Origin of the sequence: Nonomuraea fuscirosea (assembly GCF_003001935.1) — a bacterium.
GTDB classification, from domain to species: Bacteria; Actinomycetota; Actinomycetes; order Streptosporangiales; family Streptosporangiaceae; genus Nonomuraea; species Nonomuraea fuscirosea.
Genome location: NZ_PVNG01000031.1, coordinates 1 through 19,809 on the forward strand (window position 1 = coordinate 1; position 19,809 = coordinate 19,809).

14 protein-coding genes are annotated in these 19,809 nt (G+C 58.7%); 7 read left to right on the forward strand and 7 right to left on the reverse strand.

Annotated elements, in window-relative coordinates; genetic code table 11:
• Positions 1 to 330: 330 nt before the first annotated feature.
• Both B0I32_RS49230 and B0I32_RS56990 read left to right on the forward strand, forming a co-directional pair.
• Complete coding sequence (locus B0I32_RS49230) at positions 331 to 1,941, forward strand: RNA-directed DNA polymerase (protein WP_181308637.1); 1,611 nt, start codon at positions 331 to 333, stop codon at positions 1,939 to 1,941.
• Positions 1,938 to 2,612, forward strand: coding sequence for a GxxExxY protein (locus tag B0I32_RS56990; RefSeq protein ID WP_146178591.1), 675 nt, complete (start codon positions 1,938 to 1,940; stop codon positions 2,610 to 2,612). The genes B0I32_RS49230 and B0I32_RS56990 overlap by 4 nt, the downstream gene beginning before the upstream one ends.
• A gap of 56 nt (positions 2,613 to 2,668) precedes the next feature.
• On the opposite strand, the gene B0I32_RS61880 is transcribed toward B0I32_RS56990, so the two are convergent.
• From B0I32_RS61880 to B0I32_RS49250, 3 genes are all read right to left on the reverse strand, one after another.
• On the reverse strand, positions 2,669 to 3,673 hold the full coding sequence (locus B0I32_RS61880) for an HNH endonuclease (RefSeq protein ID WP_106251603.1): 1,005 nt from the start codon (positions 3,671 to 3,673) through the stop codon (positions 2,669 to 2,671).
• Positions 3,674 to 4,384: 711 nt separating this feature from the next.
• Entirely contained in the window at positions 4,385 to 4,909 is a 525-nt protein-coding gene (locus B0I32_RS49240) for a hypothetical protein (RefSeq protein ID WP_219912414.1), read from the reverse strand.
• 1,015 nt (positions 4,910 to 5,924) lie between these two features.
• Positions 5,925 to 6,860: an SRA domain-containing endonuclease gene (locus tag B0I32_RS49250; protein ID WP_106251606.1), complete on the reverse strand. Its 936-nt coding sequence runs from the start codon at positions 6,858 to 6,860 to the stop codon at positions 5,925 to 5,927.
• 688 nt (positions 6,861 to 7,548) lie between these two features.
• On the opposite strand from B0I32_RS49250, the gene B0I32_RS49255 reads away from it, so the two are divergent.
• Positions 7,549 to 9,153 carry an exonuclease domain-containing protein gene (locus tag B0I32_RS49255; RefSeq protein WP_106251608.1) on the forward strand — a complete coding sequence of 535 codons (1,605 nt, stop codon included), beginning with the start codon at positions 7,549 to 7,551 and terminating at the stop codon, positions 9,151 to 9,153.
• A 173-nt stretch (positions 9,154 to 9,326) separates the two neighbouring features.
• On the opposite strand, the gene B0I32_RS49260 is transcribed toward B0I32_RS49255, so the two are convergent.
• Complete coding sequence (locus B0I32_RS49260; protein ID WP_219912415.1) at positions 9,327 to 10,628, reverse strand: EVE domain-containing protein; 1,302 nt, start codon at positions 10,626 to 10,628, stop codon at positions 9,327 to 9,329.
• Positions 10,629 to 10,943: 315 nt separating this feature from the next.
• Positions 10,944 to 11,489, reverse strand: a complete 546-nt coding sequence (locus tag B0I32_RS49265) for a GIY-YIG nuclease family protein (protein ID WP_106251611.1) — start codon at positions 11,487 to 11,489, stop codon at positions 10,944 to 10,946.
• Between the two features lie 291 nt (positions 11,490 to 11,780).
• Here B0I32_RS49265 and B0I32_RS56995 point away from each other — a divergent pair, with 291 nt between their 5' ends.
• The 3 genes from B0I32_RS56995 (at position 11,781) to B0I32_RS49275 (ending at position 16,804) form a co-directional block, all read left to right on the forward strand.
• On the forward strand, positions 11,781 to 12,767 hold the full coding sequence (locus tag B0I32_RS56995) for a hypothetical protein (RefSeq protein ID WP_146178592.1): 987 nt from the start codon (positions 11,781 to 11,783) through the stop codon (positions 12,765 to 12,767).
• Positions 12,768 to 12,848: 81 nt separating this feature from the next.
• A complete protein-coding gene (locus B0I32_RS49270) occupies positions 12,849 to 14,750 on the forward strand; it encodes a DUF2075 domain-containing protein (RefSeq protein ID WP_106251784.1) in 1,902 nt (633 codons plus the stop codon).
• 191 nt (positions 14,751 to 14,941) lie between these two features.
• The gene (locus B0I32_RS49275) at positions 14,942 to 16,804 is read left to right on the forward strand and encodes a DUF2075 domain-containing protein (protein WP_245956637.1); all 1,863 of its coding nucleotides are present in this window, start codon (positions 14,942 to 14,944) and stop codon (positions 16,802 to 16,804) included.
• Positions 16,805 to 17,047: 243 nt separating this feature from the next.
• Here B0I32_RS49275 and B0I32_RS49280 read toward each other — a convergent pair whose 3' ends face one another.
• On the reverse strand, positions 17,048 to 18,064 hold the full coding sequence (locus tag B0I32_RS49280; RefSeq protein WP_106251613.1) for an HNH endonuclease: 1,017 nt from the start codon (positions 18,062 to 18,064) through the stop codon (positions 17,048 to 17,050).
• A gap of 30 nt (positions 18,065 to 18,094) precedes the next feature.
• Between B0I32_RS49280 and B0I32_RS49285 the strand changes: the two genes are divergently transcribed.
• Positions 18,095 to 18,436: a nucleoside triphosphate pyrophosphohydrolase gene (locus B0I32_RS49285; RefSeq protein WP_106251614.1), complete on the forward strand. Its 342-nt coding sequence runs from the start codon at positions 18,095 to 18,097 to the stop codon at positions 18,434 to 18,436.
• Positions 18,437 to 18,967: 531 nt separating this feature from the next.
• Here the strand turns inward: B0I32_RS49285 and B0I32_RS49290 are convergent.
• The gene (locus B0I32_RS49290) at positions 18,968 to 19,609 is read right to left on the reverse strand and encodes an abortive infection system antitoxin AbiGi family protein (RefSeq protein WP_181308640.1); all 642 of its coding nucleotides are present in this window, start codon (positions 19,607 to 19,609) and stop codon (positions 18,968 to 18,970) included.
• Positions 19,610 to 19,809 lie beyond the last annotated feature (200 nt).

Below are 19,809 nucleotides of genomic sequence, written 5' to 3' on the forward strand. Positions count from 1 at the left end.
ACGACGCCGCAACGACGCACGACAGACTGGCCGAAAACAGCACCTGTCGCCCATGTCCTGGGACTCATCCGTCAAGCATGTCCCGGGACAACACAATGGCCATCATGACCCGACGGATGAGAACTTTCTCTACGACTTCAAGGGCAGCCCGCCTGCGGCGACCTGCCACGCGGCGGGCAGTCACTGGCCGCGCTGCGGCTCTTCGGCCGGTCGCGGCCAGTGCTGCCCGCCCATGAGGCATGAGCCAACGCGCGAGAAGTCTTCTTCGGCATGGAAACTCCTGTCCCGAAAGGCGTCCAAGCCCGTATCATCTCTCACCGGAGGTACGCAGTGGCTCTGGTAGATGACGGTTCGTTCCGGCGAGCAGTGGAGAATATCGGGAAGTGGGGAGACACAGATGTGTTTCCGTTTCCTATCGAGAACCACGTAATGCATGACCGAACCGACGATGTCATTACGCTACTGAAGCAAATTCCCCCGAAGTTTCGTGAATACATAAATACCGACGGGCTTCATAGCTACTCGACACTTGCCCCAGTCGGCTACACGGGATTCCGCTGGGCAACACAAATCGATCCAATGTGGAACGCCTATCTTCTCAGCCTGGTCATATCCATGGCGAGTGACATCGAACAGCAGAGAATACCCGAAGACGCAAAGACAGTATTCTCTTATCGCTATCGGCCGAGAAGTTCCAGTTTGTTCAGTAAAGATGGTTGGAAGAACTTTCAGGATCGCACTAGAAGTCTAGCCGAGTCTCACGGATATGTTGTGACTGTCGACATCGCAGACTTCTATTCGCGCATTTATCATCACCGCCTAGAAAACGCGCTACAGAACGCCGACCCGGGGAAAAATAAAGCTCCACAGGTTATGCATATTCTGGGTACGATCTCAAACGGCACGTCTTATGGGCTGCCAGTAGGAGGTCCAGCAGCACGACTGTTGGCCGAGCTTGTCCTGAGTCGGGTCGACTATCTCCTGATGGCTTCTCCAGAAATCGGACCTTTCTGCAGATACGCGGACGACTACCGGTTCTTCGTAAACGACTTGCAGAAGGCATATAGAATTCTGGGATTCTTGTCTGAGAAGCTGCTCCGCAATGAAGGATTGTCGCTCCAGAAGAGCAAGACAAGGATCATGACGTCAACCGAGTACCTATCGGTTCTTGATCCGCCTAATCCACCTCCCGGAAGTGCAGTACGATTTCTAGGCCTTCACATACACTTCGATCCGTACTCGACGACAGCTGTAGAAGACTACGAGAAGCTCAAAGCGCAGCTTAGTCAGTTTGACATCCTGGGCCTATTACGATCGGAGTTGACAAAGGGCCGCATCCATGCAGCGCTGACACGTCGACTCGTAAATGCTCTCAAGTTCATGGATGAAGAGCCTCGCGAGCAAGCAATTCTGTCTCTGCTGGAGAATATAGAAACTCTTGCTCCTGTTGTGCCACAAGTCATGCTGGCAATCCGAGACGCTCTAGACAGCACATCCAATCAGGATTTCACTCTCCAGGTCCACCGCAAAGTTCGCCAGCTTATTGACGAGTCTCACATTGCGAGAATCGAGCTTAATCTTTCATATATCATCAGAGTGCTGGCTAGCTCGCGCTCCACAGAAAACGAGCACACGCTAGTTCGCCTCTACGGCGCACAACATGGCTACGGAAGCGGCATTGCTCCAATTATTCAACGCGATATCATGCTGACTATGGCGCGCTGGCAAGCGGCGTATTGGCTCAGTGATCAGAAAAACTACTTCCACAACTTTCACCCCTGGGTCAAACGAGCGTTCGTAATCGGTTCGTATTACCTTGGAGATGAAGGAAAGCATTGGCGCGATGGAAACAAGTCAGCGCTACGGCCATTCGACCTAGTGGTTCGAGACTGGGCAGCATCGAAGCGAAATGGCGCCGGGGATTGGAAGGTGCCAATTTGATCTCCGTCAATGATTTCGCTAATCATGCCTCACTGTGGCGCCATGTAGCACCCACGCTTGAGCAGGTGGTGCGCTGGTCGAACTCCCAACAGAATTCCCTCGGTAGCGCTCCAGCAAGCACGGGCAGGCCGGCTCGAAGAGCTTTGATATCAGAAACTGCCTTCCGACTGACCGCTGCTGGGTACTCGCCGCAGTCGTTCAACTCCTATAGTCTTGAGGATGATGCGCGCTCTTTTATCTCTATGCTCCCACGAGGACATGTCGAGAGCTACGCGCTAACTCCGATCGAATGGCAAGACGTCAAGAATCTGAGCGTTGTCATCAATAAGTATCTCGGACAACAAGCAACACTCGTCTTCTTTCCGGCGATACCCGGTTGCGGGATAGTTGATTCTGCGCGTGCGGATATCTTGATAGAAGACAACCTCGTTGAAGTCAAGGCAGTAACGAGACAGTTTCGCGCTCTGGATTTCCGGCAAGTCCTGACCTATTCAGCCATGCTATATGCCTCGAAATCTCAGATAAGAAGGATCACTCTTCTTAATCCGAGGCGTGCACGCTATGTCACGGGGTCCTTGGACGAATTATCAATGGCAGCATCCGGTCGGTCGGCGCCTGAACTGATGCAGGACCTGGTCAACAGCATGATCGGGTTGCAAGTATCTGGATGAAACGTGTAAGCGTGCGTATGCAATGACGCCCTTTGTCTAGTGCTCAGCTTTTTATACTATTCGATAGCCGCGGCTAAGACCTCGTGCCGAAGCTGCAAGCGCATCTCTTCAGTGAATGGCCAACGCGAGTTCTTCCTGATATTACAGGTAGAGCACATCAATACGAGATTGCTTAAGCGATGCGGGCCACCGGCTGCAAGTGGCTTGAAGTGGTCGAGATGTATCTTCAGCCTGTGTTCTTCGAACCTCCGCTCACAGACCCAGCAGCAACCGGACTGCATAACGTTGAGCTTTTCTATCGCCGTGCGTGTGATGAAGTCTGCTGCACCGAGTTTCTTCAGAGCCCTACGACGGGACTCCGAACGTCGAGAAGCCTCCCTTCGCCTGGCACGGATTTCAGGATCCTTACCCCGTTCCACATATCTGCGGTACGCCTCTGCGCGGTGCTTCTGGTGGTAATCACGATGGACTCGACGACTCCAATCCCTATTAGCCAGATGATAGGCACGAGTCTTGGCGATTTTCCGCTCACGATCGAACCTGTATAGGAGACGGCCGCGACTTAGGATTCTCTCTCGGTTCGCCCGATAGTAGGCACTTGAGCAGTTCTTACACCAAACCTTTAGGCCGTCGCCCGAAGAACTGTCTCGATTGAACTCTACCCTCAGCTTTTCTTCCAGGCACTTAGAGCACCGTTTGGTGTCGGGATTTCCAGTGTATGTGATGCGACGTGCATGACCGCATGACATACTGTCTTTTCCTAGTGTATAGATATCGACCGATTTTTCTACTCCACAACTGCAGCGACACCATGCCATACGGTTTGGGGGTCCGTCATAGGAAAGGATGAGCCACTCCCCAATTTGATCTCCTGGTTTCGGGACATTTCGTTTTCTCCAGCAGCCGCATGACAGTGTTTTAAGGTGCAGAAGACTGGAGGCGTATTGTCTTCTTTCGGTTCCGCAGCGACATTGACATAGCCAGACGGCTCCCCTGATGTGGCGGAGTACTAGCCAGTGACCGTATCGTTGGCCAACATCAACATGGGGTGAGTGTCTCATGCTTGTGATAATAGAAATTTTGATAGCAGTTCATCAACTAAACGGGCTAGGCAGATCCACAGCCCTGGTTGCCGGCATGTACTCTCTTCACTCGCCCTGAACCTCTTGGCTTTTCTTCCCGTCGTGGCATGAGCCGGACGGAGCCGGGGCCTGTGCTGCACATCAACGCTATGCGGTGAGGGCACACCCCTGTCGCAGAGGGCTGAGGCCGTGACGATCGCGGACTTCGGTGCCCGTCGTAAGGGCTGGGGCGATCGCCGGCAAGGCCCTCCTCCGTCGGACCTTGCCACCGAGTGACGAGGGCTGAGGTGACAGCAGCGTCCCACATCCGGACACATCCGTGCCATCGTTACCATGCGCCTGACCACGGCCGCCATCAGCCGAGCAGGGTGCTTGTTCCGCCTGAAAGCGGAAGGCCAGCAGTTCTACCGGATCGCGGGCATCGGGCGAAAAATGAGGACCGCTGACGAGGTGGTTTGCTGTACAGCAGAGCATTACAGCAACAGGGCCGCACAGCGCCTCATGCTGACGCCCGCCACCACACGCCTGAGCAGGGCGGATGCCTGTCCAGCTGGTGACTGGCTCCCGTTTGCAAGCAGGTAGTCGGAAGGGCTCTCCCTGACCTGGCCCCGGCTTCAGCCGGGGCCAGGTTCGCTCTTCTGGGGCATGCCAGCGTGCCGCCCCGTCATAGACATGCCGACAGGTGTCGATTCAGATGTGACTCCCGAGCTGTTCAATTGCTGTACGCGCGAAGCCTTGCGCGCCCTCGCTTGCGCCAGCCGTTAGTCCGGTCGCGATGGGGGCGAGCAGACCCTTCAGTGCAGCCACCGCGCGGCGCAGCTTGCCACGATCCGGTTCAGACTGGGTGACCTCGGCCAGCGCATCATCTGCCGCGGTTTGCGCGTCCGCCAAGTCCTCGTCGGCAAGACCAAGGCCCGTCAGTCCTTCGCGGGTACTGATCAGCGCCTGCGCCAGCAGCTCGAACCCTGGGGCAATCTGCTGCTCGCCGAAGTTTTGCGCTTGGTTGACCGTGCCGCTGTTGTTCCAGGCCAACTGGGCGCTGTCAGCGCTCCCGTGGATCACAGGCCCGTAGTTGATTGTGGTGTGACCTTGTACAGCGAAGCCGGTCGGCAGGTCTGGTTCATCAACGTTGATCGCTACCGTGATCGGGTGTTTGTCGAATTCCTTCTGGATTTCGCGCGCCATCCTCGCGATGCCCTGCTTGTTGATCGTCACCTTGGTCCTCGGGGTCAAGGTTTTCCTCCTTAGAGGTCTGTCGCCTACTAGGTTACGGCTGAGTGCGACACTTCTAGGGCCCGCACCCGACTGACCTCTCGACGGCCAACACACCCTACGACTCGCAACAAGGTCTGCGGGCTCGCGCGGGTTCGTGGCTCGAGATCAGCGGTCCTGCCTTATCGCTTGAAATTCCGACGTTCCAGCGACGAGCAGGCACCGAACAGCGCTCTGCTAACCACCTCGCTACGTAACACGTCCCTGGACACCGCTGTACCTCATTGGAAGCTGGTCGAGGCAGAGGGACCGCTGACCAGGTGCTTGTTGCACCGGTGGACTCCCGCGGACGATCTCGAACTGGCTACGATTCAGAAGGCGGCACGGTGGCTGAGGCCGTGACGATCGCGGACTCCGGTACCCGTCGTACAGGCTGGGGCGATCGCCGGCAAGGCCCTCCTTCGTCGGGCCTTGCCACCGGGTGCCCATGGCTGAGGTGACAGCAGCGCTGACAGCAACGTCCTCACACACCGACTCATCCGCGCCACCGTCTACACGCGCCTGACCACTGTCTCGATCTACCGAGCAGGGTGATCGGTCCGCCTGAAAAGCGGACGGTCGCGGTTCGCCTGAGGTGCGGTTTTGGGGTGCACTTCGTAGAGTGGAGGGCAACAAGAAGCCCCCGGCGGATGGCCAAACCTGACGGGGGCTCTTGCTGGATCACGGGTCCAAGGAGGCGGTGCCTACTTGGACCCGTTGCCGTTCACGAACCAGTCCACCACGATGAGGATCGCTCGGAAGATGAGCGGCCCCCACTCGTAGCGACCCGGCAGATCCCGGCGCCGTCGTCGCCTGTTGGCAGCCACGATGTCCTTTCTCCGGCCCGGGTTGTTGTGGTCGAGGGGATCGACCGCGGGCCGAGGTTGGTCGATCCCCGCGGGGAGCATCGGCCAACAAGGCTGTTGCCAGGTGTGACGGACGTTGCGAGGGCGCGGGTAGGCGCCGACCTCGGGCTATGTCATGGGTTCGAAGCGTGTGTCTTGTCGGGCTCGTAGGTGGATGCGCGGCGCCATATCGTGTCCTCAGGCCAGATGACGTCGATGTCCAGAGAACGGCAGAGGTCCATGAGGTCCACTCTGGGACGGGAGGGCACGAGCAGTGCCATGCATTCGACGTCCACGTAGCGGCGGTAGTCCAGGAGTTGGCCGATGGCCATTCTTACGGCTTCGCGGGCGACAGTCCCCTTCGCTTCGATGAGCTCCTTGCGATCAGGGTCGTAAAGGTCGGTGTAGAGCGGCTTGTTCTCCTCTGCGGGGGTGATCTGGTGGCGGTGCAGAGCGTGGCCTTGTGAGCCCATGTAGTCGACGTACGCGCGAACCAGCGTGGCTTCCCGCCGCTCCGCTTCGTAGGGGGCGCGACCGGGGTCGATAACGGACTGTTCGCTGCGCTGCTCTTCGGGGGGCACTTCTCTGACGGTGGGCGCTGCCGATGGCGTGCGGGGGATGCGGGCGCCGTCCGTCAGCGCAGCGTCTACCGGGCGCAGGCGAAACATGAACACGCTGCGGATAGGCCCGTCGTTGGTCTCAGGGGCGTCGGTCACGTAGAAGGGGTGCTGTTCATCGACCTCGAAGCGCCCGATGTACTGCACTCCTTGGGGAACAGCACGGAAGAGGCGCAGAGCGCGACCGTCGTGTCGATGATTGAGGACAGCCAGATTGCCCTGGGTCATCTTCTGATCACCGATCTGGCCTTCGCCTGCGTAGTGGTAGCAACCGTCGTCACCCCAGCCGTCGTAGTAGCCGTGCTGATGTCCCTTATGGGGATCAGTGAAGAGAAGCACGTTCGGCGTAACCCGTGAGGGGCCGATGCCCCCCTGCCGGCGACCGCCGTACTTCTCGTGTAGGTCTCGACGAACGCAGGTGTCGCCAGGACGAAGTTCCCAGTCGCCCTCCACGTTACCTCCATATTTTAGGTGTCCATCGAAGGGTAAAATATCAGCTTCCCTCACTCAACCGCCAGCAGTCCGGACGCTACAGCGGCGACCCACAACCGCAGTCGAGCCGGCACGGCTAGCCCCCTGCTTGCCGAGGTGGCCGCTGCGTACGCCAACCAGCAATTAACCGCCTACTAACTAACTAACTAATCCATGGCACTCTCACCCCTTGAGCCCTTATACCAATACCCCGTATGGGTATAAGCATGCTATACTGGCGATGGGCATGATGCAACCTGTATGACCTTGGACGCCCTCGTACCTTCTCTGACCTGCAGAGACTTCATTGCGGCGCCCCCGAAGCACAGTGGCGTGCGGCCTTAGGGCTCACGACGGGGAATGCCTTCTAGACCCTGGATGACACGATTGCGGGTTAGTCAGTCAGTCATCATTTCGTGGTCGACCAAAGAGTGAGCTACTTCGTGCTCGTCCTCCACGACCCCATGGCCGACGTCGACCTGACGCCCCAGCACAGCTCGGTGTGGACTGTCTGGCATCGTCGAGACACAGGCCACACGGTGTCCGACTTTCAGCCGCTTTGCCTTGCACGAGAACAACGAGCTTGCTGCAATCCCGGGAGATGCATTGCATCAATTGGAAAGAGATGTCATTCTGCTCGCTCGCAGGGCGATTCTCTGGAGGTTCTGTCATGTTCGTTCATGGGCAACTCACACGGAACCAAGGAATCGATCCGCGGAACCTCACGTTCGCCGCGATCGACCTCGAAACGACCGGTCTCTACCCAAACAAGGGATCACGCGTCTGCGAGATCGGGATCGTACGCATGCGCGGCGACGGCGTAGTCCTGGACGAGTACTCCACCCTCGTCGACCCGGGGATACGCATCGCCAACGACGAGTATCACGGCATCACGAACGCTGTCGTCAAGGGCGCCCCCACCTTCCAACAGATCGCCGGCGACGTACTCGCATATCTGAGCAACGCAATCATAGTCAGCCATAACCTCGACTACGAAGACAAGTTCCTCACCGCAGAATATGGGCGGTTAGGCATCAACCTGCGCGACATCCCTGGCCTGTGCACGCTTGTCATGACGAGGGTCCAATTGGATCGGTACGGCTATCGCCTCGACGATGTTGCCAACCTGATCACCGGCGAGTGGCCTGCTGCATCTCATTCTGCACTGGGCGACGCCCGCACACTGGCCAACATGCTCGCCAGGGTCATCACCCAAGCTCCGCAGCGCCTGTCCTGGAGAGGACCGACGCCGGTGGCATTACCGCCATATCCTCGTACCGGCGTGATTGCTCCACGCGCTGCGGGCCTGCGTAAGGGGACAGAAGGTTGGCTGGCCTCACTCACAGCCCGGCTTCCACTGATGGCACAACCACCTGCACCGCAGCCCCAGGGTGTCACTGACTACCAGGCGATGCTGGGGCACGCTCTTGCCGATGGCCGCATTGTCGGAGAAGAGGCTCAGCAACTGGCCCTTCTGGCTGCTCGTGCTGGTCTCACTCAGCTAACTGCTCGTCAAGTCCATGAAAGTTTCCTGGCGAACGTCCGAACTAGGGCAGAGGCCGATGGTGTTGTCACCACCGCCGAACTTAAGGAACTCCAGCGCGCTGCCAGGGAGCTAGCGGCGACGCATTTGATCGGAGACCTCGAGCAGGCCGCAGCAGCCGATCGCGCGCGCAGAAACGGACCGCTCAAGGGGTGGCGACTGCTTCCGGTAGGAGACGCCCCAGGAGTTGCGGAGGTCATGGACTTCGCCTCTACTCACGGCGCCACTGTGGCGGCGAACGTGACCAAGACCGTAAGCCTAGTGGTAGCAGACTCGCCTGCGGGTGACGACCCTCGGCTCCAGAAGGCGACAGCCGCCAGGATAACGATTCTCTCGTCTGGCGAAGCGATGCAGCTCCTCGAGAAGGAAGTCGAGACGACCCGCGCTGGCCTGTTCGCTAACGCGCGTGGTCAGGAGCTGGCCGAGCAGCTCAGCGCAGAGCAACGTCAACAGGACTTGAGGCAGCGCCCGGAGTGGCATGAGGCTTGGCGGCCCCGAGAGCTCAGCACGGCCGAATATCGAGCTCTGTTCGTCGATCGTTACCAGGACTGGGACGAGTCCCGGCGTACCGATCACACCACTCGCGTCACGCTCCAGCCTCAGAGCTCGGCTTCTGCTCGACAGCCACATCGGGCCGCTGGCAAGCGAACCAGTGGCTGTGCTGGTGCTTTGGTTGTCCTCGCAAGTGCCGCTGCAGTGCTCACCGAGGCGTTTCGACAGCTCCTTGCCTAACCCAGGCAGGACACAAAGGGAGCCGCGGCACCTGCTGCAGTTTGCTGCCGACGTGCAGCCTTAGCGGTCGCCTACTTTCAGTACCCCTCCTAGAGGGGGCAGAGCCTCTCTATCAATCCCTGACGGGTTCATCTGCGACTCGGGACCAGCCCGCAGCGGGAACGACGTGAAACTCACTTCTTCAGGCGCGTGATCTCTTGCTCCAAGCCCGGCCACGCGAGGCGGATACCGGCCCTCTGGCACAGTGCGATCCAGCGATCGTCGGATGGCTCGCGCTCGATCCACAAGACCCCCAGAACCCTTTCGGCGCGGTGTCCTAGTTGGTCGACATAGTCGAGGACCTGACCAAGGCCTAGCCTTAGCTGGTTGATCTCATTGGCGCGTGTCAGCGACTTGATCTCGCACACCGTGAGGCAGTTGGCATCGGGGTGCCAAGCAAGGTCGAAATCGGGATCAGCTGGCCCCGGGGATAGTGGCTCTATGCCACGAGCCCGTAGTTCGGACGCAAGTAAGTTCTGCAGTCGTCGGTGTGCGCGAAGGTTACGGCCGTTGAGCTCAGTGTTGGGCACCGGCGTAGTGGGTACGGGGACGACATCTTCATCTGCTTCGCGATACCCAACTCCTACAGGGACTTCCGGCCGCAGGACGGGGGTGCCAATGCGGAGCATGTGGAAGCGGATGACCTGACGTTCAGGGCCGCCACCTGTTTCGGGAGCTCGTCCATACGACCATGGTGTGGTCGGATCAAGTACGAACTCGCCCACATAGCGAACCTCTCCTCGTGACCCCTCGAACAGTCGTAGAGCGCGCCCGTCCTGGACATGGTCACGAATGGCCTTGTTACCGCGGACGAAGGCCTGGTCGCCAGCTTGCCCTTCTCCCGTGTAGTGGAAGGTGCCGTCTTCAGCCCACTCGTCGTAGTACCCGTGCTCATGGCCAGAACTAGGGTCCGTGAAGATGAGGATGTTGGGGGTGCTGCGAGAGGGTGAGATGCCACCTTGCCCGCTCCCTCCATAGCGTTCGTGCAGCTCAACGCGGCGGATCTTATGGCCTGGCTCCAGCTGCCACTGGTCTGAGTCCTTCGTCACGAGAGACTGTCCGGATTGGGTCACCAAGGTCATGAGACGGTGCCACTGAGTCTCAGATAGGCGATGCGGGTTGGAGGCAAACGGTTGGGTGAGCAGCGTAGCGCCGGCTAGCAGACCGTCGCCCCTGACCGTATCGCGCGGCAGGACAGGCTCTACCCAGCTAGTGATGAGAATGGGAACGACCCATCGCTGTCCAGTTGGGGGATCAGTCCAGTAGTCAGCATCAGCCGAGTCGTTCGCTTCGTATGGAGCGCCTGCGATCTCCCCGATGGCGGCAATCCCTCCGGAGGAGCCTGTCAGCCACAGCGCGAAGGGTTCTCCCGGAGAAATCTCGCCGCGGTACCGGCCGATCGTCCAGTCCTGAGGTTTCTTGCCATCTCTTCGCATGCCCACAAGATCAAACTTCGCCGGGTTACACACCAACACCCATGCAGGCATCCTGTTCGACCCTCTCTAGCAGTTGATCTCGCACCATATCTATCAACCCCTACCGTCAAAAAGGCTTGAGGTGTTCGGGTGGGGCTGTACTCACTGGCACATGCCACAGGTCTCGCGACTGCCTCGACGGCCCGGATGGCCAGCACAAGTACTGCCAACGGCCCCGAGTGCGTTGCCTGCTTCGAGGCTCCTCCCTGGTCTTACCGGCAAGTAGAAGCGAATGCCGCCGCGGAGGTGTAGTGCGGCGGCCACGCTTTGGAATCGTCAGGAGCCGACGGGCAGACTCCGGGCTCGCGCCCGCGCGGAGGATCGAAGATTCCTCAGATATGGATAAAAGGTGTGATGCCGGTTCTGGTCAAGATTGAGAGGCAGATCTAGCTGGGCAATCAGCTCTGATTCTGCTGCCCAGGGCTCGTCGTGCTGCATCCAGCACACCCGGGCATATTCTGCCATCCATGCAGTGAGCTCTCGCTCGCCGACTAGTCCGAAGGTCAGCCGTTTTCCGCTGCCAACTCGTCGCAGCTCGAGCCCCAGCAGACAGCCCAAGGTGAGCCGCAAGGTCGACCCCTCGGCGTTGCCACGGTAGTGGTAGCGCACCCTACTGCGAAGGTTCTGCTTGCTGGCCCGGACCGTCATACGACGGGGGGCCATGCCAACATAAAGCAGCTGGTTGCGGGGCAGACGTGGGTCAGGCGCTTGCTCGAAGTACCAGCCGTAAACGCCAGGCGCCGCCGGCACCGGACTTGGTTGCGTTAGCACCTCAGAGGCTCGCCACAGCTTGGTGGGCTCTAACAGTTCAACGGCGTTCATCGTTGCCTCCGGCGGTGCAGCTCATAGGTAACAGCCTCCACCGTGACTCGTTTCTCATCCAGTGCGCGCATCGCTCTACTGACGATGAGCAGCTCTAACAGTCCAGCTACCCCCAGCTCTGCAGTTCGATACGCGACATACGCCCTCGTGGCATGCCCAGAGTCAGCAGCGATGGTACGCATCGCTTGCGGATGTTTTGTACCCTTCAGTTTGATCGCTAAGATTCAAGCACTATTTCACGTGTGCACCTTATGTCCAGTTTGTGTATAGAAAGCAGGATGTATGCGAGTCATGATGCAGCCAGCCAGCTTAGCGACAGCCTCCGTACGCCGACACTATGAAGACACCATCCAGCGCCCTGTCGACCTCGCTACCTACAGCTCCCTACTCGGTTCGAATCTGGACCTCCTTCTTCCCCTCTACCCCACCGGCGCTGCTCCCATGTGGGGCGTCACTCCGGGCAAGAGAAACGTGAATGTCGGCAAGTATAGCAAGTTGCGGCCCGGCGACTACGTGTTCTTCTATGGCCAGAAGCGCCTCTATCTCGGCGGACTAATAACTCACCTCTTTCGCAACGCACAATTGGCTAGCCTACTATGGGGAAATGACGACGACGGGCAAACATGGGAGTACATGTATTCTCTCGACGACCTCAAAGGCTGCCATATCACAATCGAAGAGGTAAGAGATTGCGTCACAGCTCTTGGACCAAAATTTTTCGTCCAGAATCCCTACATTGTCGAGGGTGCAGACGCGGAAAGACTCATTGATATTGCTCAGGTAGACATCGGAGATGTACCTGTAAACAGTAAGCTAGAACATACAGACCTAGCGCCAGAGGGGATACCGTTCACCGGCGAGCTGGACCGAATGGTTTCTAGCGCTAGTCGTCGTGAGCAAGCGAAGCTCAAGCGGCTGCTACTACCTGGCCTAACTGGTCAATGCGCTCTCTGCGGGCGGACGTTCGAAAGGCGCTTTCTGGTGGCTGCACACATCAAGAAGCGCGCCGCATGCTCAGAAGAAGAGCGGCGAGACCTTGGAAATATCGCAATGCTCAATTGCATCCTCGGATGTGACGCCCTGTACGAACATGGGTACGTCACGGTGGGCCCAGGCGGAGATATTTGGATCAGCAAAGCGGCACTCAACGGCCAAAGCGTTAGAGAGCACGTTGAACGACACCTAAAAGGCCGCGTCACTACCTGGTGGAACCATGAGCGTGAGCGCTACTACTCCTGGCACAGATCCCACGCATACCGAAGCGACCTACCCGCTTAACAGGGACACGAGTTTCCCTCTACACACCAGTCACAGGCCCCGCTGCTAAAAACCTTACCTTTTTGAACGAGGGCAAGTCGAATGACTTCTCACTGCTTGTATCAGGGGACCGCCGGCCATATCGCTGAGCTTATAGCCAACAATCAGCTCATCCAAGAGCTCACAGGACGCTTCAGAGATCTGTTTGGAGGCAAACCTAGCGACAGCGAAGTGCGATCATGGAGAAATAGTATACCTAATGTAATCAGCCTTTTAGCCGAAGCCAACCTGGCAGACGTTCAGGTTCTGATTGAATTCAAGGCGCCCATCACAGATGTACGTATGGACCTTTTGCTGGTCGGCTCCTATCCACAGAGCGGTCAAATGTCGATAGTGGTAGTAGAAAACAAGCAATGGTCACGCATCTATCGCGACAAATACTCCGACATGGTTAACGTAGCTGGTGCGCCGGGCTCCAATCCGCGATTACATCCAATCACTCAAGCCTGGGGCTATCGTCAGGTCTTGCTCGACTACATATCTTTGGTAGCCCAATCAGCTCAGGTGCATTCCATAGTGAATATGCACGAGGCTTCCACTGAAACCCTCTATGAAATCAGACCCTCCCTCCTTAATATTTCCTACGATCAGAGTTACATCCGGTGGTACGGAGCAGATCACCGAGCGGCTTTCAAAAGAGATTTGCATACAATCCTATCCCCTGAGCGAGCTGACGTATACGCTGCCGAGCTCCTTGAAGCCCCGGTCAGTCCAACCGGAGGGCTGATGGCAGTGGTGAGCGAAAGCGTCTGTCGTCGCTCTGTATTCACCTTGCTAGACGAACAGCGCGAAGCTTACGACTACGTACGCAGGGCCGTGGCAGCGAGCAAACAAGGCGCTCCGAAGGAAGTCGTTCTAATCGTAGGTGGACCGGGGACTGGAAAGAGCGTAATAGCAGTGGAGCTGCTCGGTGCCCTCAACCGGCAGGGAGTACGCGCAGTTCATGCCACCGGGAGTAGATCCTTCACGCAGACACTGCGTGACAACGTTGAGCGGCTGGATCGGAGGGCTCGCCATAGCTTCTCCTACTTCAACAGCTATACCCATGCCACACCTAACGACATAGACGTATTGATTTGCGACGAAGCACACAGAATCCGCCACACATCTCGAAAAAGAAGCCTTCATGACGATCCCCAAGCCCGTCCGGCAGATAGACCACAAGTAGCAGAACTGATTAACGCGGCGCATGTCCCGGTCTTCTTGCTAGACGAACATCAGGTGGTACGCCGAGGAGAGGTAGGATCAACAGAGCTGATCAAAAAGGCAGCTCGATATATGAAACTGAACGTGCACCAGATCGACCTTCGGCATCAATTTCGATGCGGCGGCTGTCCCGAATACGTCACCTGGATCGAACAACTCCTCGGTCTAGGTACCGACCAGGGCCCTCAACGCTGGGAACCGCTCGACACCTTTGAATTGTATGTAGCTCGCACTCCCGATGCGATGGAGAACTACCTACGACACAAGATCTCCGCAGGCAAGAGCGCAAGGATCGCGGCTGGATACTGCTGGCCATGGAGCAAGCCACGCTCGGACGGCACCCTGGTTAACGACATCACAATCGGTTCATGGAGAAGGCCTTGGAATTCCTCAGCGGAACGTAAGGTTAACGGCATTCCGTCTTCGAGTCTATGGGCCACCGATCCTGCAGGATTTGAACAGATAGGGTGTATATACACCGCACAAGGATTCGAGTACGACTACGCCGGTGTGATCTTCGGCCGAGATCTCACTTGGACACCACAGGGCTGGCGGGCTGACGACCAGGCCAACAAAGATCCTATGGTCAACCGTGCTCCGCATTTTGCGGAGCTTGTCCGCAATACCTATAGGGTGCTCGCTACGCGTGGCATGCGCGGAGCTGTACTGTTCTCAGAGGACCTCAACACCAACCGTCTATTCGCCGAACTAGGTGTACCTCTACTGCCCAACGAGTAGGGGCATGGCCATGCTCATTAGGTGCGCGTCCGGTCATCAGCGCAGTTCTCCAGTCTCGGCTGTATTGTTGTAACCTCTTCACGACCTTCTGTTGCGGCCCGACGGGCTTCCGCATTCACTGGCGAAGCGCCAGGACGGATACGCCCCCACCCGCACGACCTGTCTCGCGTCGTGCTGCCTGGGGGAAGTCTGTGACGGCGTTACGGCTGTCGGTTGAGAGTCTGCTGGCCTCACCCAACGAGACTGTGCTGGCTCAGGTGATCGCCGAACATGTGCGGATGACCACTGGGCGGGGCCCCTCCCCGTCCGAGGTTCGAGCGTGGGAACGTAGCGTTCCGGCGCTTGCCCGGGATCTAGCCGATGCCGGTCTGACGAAAGTCGAGATGCTGGTTGAGTACAAGCTGCCTCTGACCAGCAAACGAGTGGACGTAGTACTGGCTGGCGTTCACCCTAAGACCGGGGACGACTCCTACGTGGTCGTGGAACTCAAACAGTGGAGCCGTGCCGAGCCATCCGAGCAGGGCGAGCACCTCGTCCTCGTCGAAGGTATGCCGGGCCGTGAGATCCTCCACCCCGCGGAGCAGGTTCGCAGGTACTGCGAGTACATGTGCGACTTCCTCGGCGTGCTCCGGGACAAACCACTGGCTGTCCATGGCGTCGCCTACCTCCACAACGCCATGGAGCTCGACATAGATGGCCTACGTAACCAGGTGCCTGACGAACACGGCCGGCTCTTCACCAAGCAGCGCCGTGGCGACTTTCATCGATACCTGCGTGAGCGGTTGGCTGACAAGCCAGGCGCCGAAGCCGCTGATCGGCTTTTGGAGAGTTCAGTCGCTCCGAGCAAGCAGCTCATGGCGCATGCGGCCAGCGAGATCCGCGAGCAGGAGCAGTTCACTCTGCTGGACGAGCAGCAGGTTGCCTACGAACTCGTCATGCGTGCGATCGAGAAAGCCCGGAGGTCCGACTTCAAGCAAGTGGTCATCGTCACGGGTGGCCCGGGTAGCGGCAAGAGCGTGATCGCCCTTTCTCTGCTGGGCGAGCTCTACCGCCAAGGCAGAACTGCGCTGCACGCGACCGGCTCCCAATCCTTTACTCAGACCATGCGCCGCTACCCCGGACGTGGGAGTACCCGGATCAAGAACCTCTTCATGTACTTCAACAGTTTCACCGAGGCTGAGCGGAATGGCCTTGACGTGCTGATTTGTGATGAGGCGCACCGGATACGTGTAAATTCGACCAATCGCTTCACTCCGGCAGCCAAGCGCACCGGCCGCAGCCAGTTGGACGAACTCATGGCCGCCGCCCGCGTCCCAGTGTTCCTCCTCGACGAGCATCAGGTCGTACGGCCCGGTGAGATCGGGACAGTACACGCCATCGAGACCTATGCTCGATCGCAGGGCTACGAGATTAGCCGGGTGTCTCTGGACGAGCAGTTCAGGTGCGGCGGCAGCCGCATCTACGAGCAGTGGGTTCTTCGCCTACTCGGTCTTACAGACGGCGACCCGACACCGTGGGGTGGCGACGACTTCGACGTCCGGCTCGTGCACTCACCCCAGGAGCTCGAGACCGCCTTGCGCGTCAAGCCAGGGACAGCCCGCCTGACCGCCGGCTACTGCTGGCCATGGAGCGATCCGCGTCCCGACGACTCCCTAGTGTACGACGTCGTCATCGGCGATTGGTCACGGCCATGGAACGTCAAGAAGGACCGCGCCGTCGGAGATGCCCCGCCCAGCATGTTGTGGGCCACTGAACCAAACGGCTTCGATCAGGTCGGATGCGTTTACACCGCTCAAGGATTCGAGTACGACTGGTCCGGCGTAATCCTCGGTCCAGACCTCAGCGTTCAGGACGGACGACTGGTCACGGTACGCGAGTACAACCGGGATCCTGCGTTCAAGAGCAAGCGAACTGTGTCAGACGCAGACTTCGATCAGCTGGTCCGCAACGTGTACAAGGTCCTGCTCACTCGTGGCATGCGGGGCACCATGCTCTACGCAGTAGACCCAAAGCTCCGCGAGTTCCTCTCATCTCTGATCCCCAGCGAGACCTAGCGCTGCCCGTCGATCAGTGATGCGCTCGCCACCCGCATGGTTGCGAACCTGTGATCCGCGGCCGCACGCCCAGTAGTGGATTCCCCCTGGGCGGCCTGTGCGCTGCCCGCAAACGGAAACGTGCCACCACATCGACTAACTCGGTCAATGCAGGACAGGGCCGGATGTAGCGACACACCGTCAGTACGTCATAGGCAGGCCCAATCGCATACGTGGATCGCCTGACTTACGTGTGGACTGGGCCTACGTGATGTGGGCGCCTGCTGGTGGTGCCCAAACAGCCGGAAGTAGTTCTGTCGCCCTTTGGTAGGCGAGCTTGAGAGTGGCGTGTCGGGCAGCCGCGGTTTCGCCGGTCTGGGCCATGAGTACTTCGCGCAGCGGATGACGCGATTCGATGAGGTCGTTGTTACGCTGTTCCAGCCACGGCATCCACGTCTCGTGGGGTGCTCGGTCCCGCTTCGCCTGGTTGCAGGGCCAGCATGACAGAACAAGGTTCCAGATAGCGTCGACATCAGGCCCGCGCCAACGGCGGGTAAGCAGCTTCCATGGCAGAACGTGCTCAACAATCGGCCCGGCACTGTCCCCCTGCGCCATGCCCTCGTTGCAGTAGGCGCATCGGCCGTCTTGATATCCGCTGAGAGCAGCAACAACCCCGGTGACGCTTTTACGGCGCTGCTTGGTCTTAAGCACCAGGTGCTGGGTTACAGAGTCGTAGACCAGGGAGGGGGCGAGTACGGCGTTGGATATGCCGGTCGCCCAAGCCGTCTCCACCAGCCGCCAGCGTGCAGTGGTCTCGGCGTCGAGGTCCTGAGCATGTACCGAACTGGCGAGTTCAAGCAGCTCGTCACGCAGCACGAGGCCTGGAGTGGCGGAGTGCTTTCGCTGGTCTTCGTAGTAGCGGACCGGCGCCTGTTGGCCACCGAGCTGCGGAAACGCGTCGATAACGTTGTTGAAGCCCAGCTGGGCGGTTCGCCGGTGCAGCGTGTCACGGTCGAGTTCGCCGGCGTTGAATGCGCGGCAGGCATCCAGGAACTTGCTGCGTACGGCGGTACCCTGCCGGGGTTGCCGTTGCAGCGCTCGGCACAGCAGCTCCGCGTACTGTGGCGCGAGATCCTCGAGCGTGACATGGTTACGACCGGTGGCGGCGATTTCAAGCAGTGTCGCACCGAAGGCGAACTTGTAGGTTGCCGAGTTGACGCCGTACAAAACAATGGCACGCCATACGCTTTCACCGGTGACCACGCCGCGTCGGTAATCCATACGAGCAGTATTGACCAGGAGGGCGACATTTTGGACCAGCAACAGACGATCACCTACGGCAAGCTGGTCCGTAATCGGATCCCGGAGATCATCGAGGCAGAGGGTCGGACGGCCAAAGTTCGCGTCCTTGGTGAGTCGGAGCTGGTCCCCGCTCTGACAGCCAAGCTTGTGGAAGAGGCCGAAGAGCTGCGTGAAGCAGAGTCAGGTGATCGTCTAGGGGAACTGGCTGACATCTATGAGGTGCTGGCGGCCCTCACTGAAACACTTGGATTCTCCGACGAGCAGGTCCAGGAGGCGGCACGTCACAAGCGGGACAAGCGCGGCGGGTTCAGCCGTCGGCTGTGGCTTGACGAGGTGACGTCAGCTCAGTGACCGCTGTCTGAAATGCAGCAGCCTACCCGCGCGCCAGCTAGGCCCGGCAGAGCGTTTCGATTGTTCGGCATGTCGGGCGGGACCCCCTGCCCAACTACCACAACAGCTGGGCTCCAGTATCAGGCTTGACGTGCTGGCGGCGCTCCGCCGAGTCGAACGAAGCCCGTCTGTAGTAGCGACCGTATGGGTTCACCCATGGACCGCCCGTTCCTGGCCGATAACGGACTGATCGACAGCAATCAGCGCGTTGCTTCTCGGCTGAGCAGGAGGCGCCCACGTCCACCCCCGGTAGCAGGTCAGCCCGCAGACGGCGAACCTCAGACAGCGGGATGAAGTTGGGGTGCAACAGCTGTCGCTCGGCCACCTAGGACAGCCGGGCGGCGGCGTGCCGTTCGGTCTTGGCCCTGCCCGAAAGGTCGCCCTTGATTTCGGCCATCAGAACCTCGCGGAAGTCTGCATGTTACGACGGGGCAGCTGGCCGGTCAGCTTCCCCACGCTCAGGACAGCGCTGTCGAGCGAGTAAGAGGCGATCTACAGCTCGCTGTCGGCCAGTACACGCTGTATCTTTCCCATCGGCCATTTAGCGTCTATCAGTGCCGGCAGACCATCATCGGCCCACGATTGAGCAAGACGTGCATGATCGGCCTCTGGCGCAAACAGGAAGGAAACTAAGCCGGGCGCTACTTCAAGTGGCACCCCTCCAGACACGCGCCATTCGCGCTCCCATTCAAATTCATATCTTCTATCTCCATAGTCTCCCGGATAGTCAACATAGGGAGTCGCCAGCCATATGGGATCATTTGGATCAATTGCCGTTCTTTCTCGCGTTGCCCGCTCGACAAGCTTTCGGAAATTGTTGGCAACGGCACCCTCTTTCCGCAGATACCAAACTGGAGCTCCACCGCTCCTGGTCACTACGTGCTTCTTGAAGCCGATGCCATACTCGCCACGTCGTCCAATAAGACGATACAGGTAGTCAAGTGGAATTTCGCTCATACAAACCGATCTTTGACTGTCACCCAAGCCTTTTATGTTCCGAGCAGCCCCAAAGGGTCTCACAGCCAAAAGCATGCCGTCTTCAATAATTCGAAAGAACGACTGGCGCTGTGTAATATGAACAAGATACTCAGACATGTCGCGCCAATGGTTATTACCCCTGAACCCGAGGGCCATAGTTGACCTCTCCTTGTTGGGCCAAGTGGTGATGCTAGCCATGTTCGCCATCTCGGTTTTACCCAAAGCCCATCCGTTCTGCAACCACTCTTATCGGCAGGCGAAGTCGTCGCAAGATGCACGAGAGAAGCGGTCTCAACTCCTCAGTTTCCATACAAGGCACACAAGCCTCACAAATAGCAGAGCTTATCGAATATAGG

What these genes read in the sequence shown, in the direction of transcription:
- B0I32_RS61880 (WP_106251603.1), bottom strand. Translation starts at nt 3,673, where the DNA reads ATGAGACACTCACCCCATGTTGATGTTGGCCAACGATACGGTCACTGG.
- B0I32_RS49255 (WP_106251608.1), top strand. Translation starts at nt 7,549, where the DNA reads ATGTTCGTTCATGGGCAACTCACACGGAACCAAGGAATCGATCCGCGG.
- B0I32_RS49260 (WP_219912415.1), bottom strand. Translation starts at nt 10,628, where the DNA reads ATGCGAAGAGATGGCAAGAAACCTCAGGACTGGACGATCGGCCGGTAC.
- B0I32_RS49265 (WP_106251611.1), bottom strand. Translation starts at nt 11,489, where the DNA reads ATGAACGCCGTTGAACTGTTAGAGCCCACCAAGCTGTGGCGAGCCTCT.
- B0I32_RS56995 (WP_146178592.1), top strand. Translation starts at nt 11,781, where the DNA reads ATGATGCAGCCAGCCAGCTTAGCGACAGCCTCCGTACGCCGACACTAT.
- B0I32_RS49270 (WP_106251784.1), top strand. Translation starts at nt 12,849, where the DNA reads ATGACTTCTCACTGCTTGTATCAGGGGACCGCCGGCCATATCGCTGAG.
- B0I32_RS49280 (WP_106251613.1), bottom strand. Translation starts at nt 18,064, where the DNA reads ATGGATTACCGACGCGGCGTGGTCACCGGTGAAAGCGTATGGCGTGCC.
- B0I32_RS49290 (WP_181308640.1), bottom strand. Translation starts at nt 19,609, where the DNA reads ATGGCCCTCGGGTTCAGGGGTAATAACCATTGGCGCGACATGTCTGAG.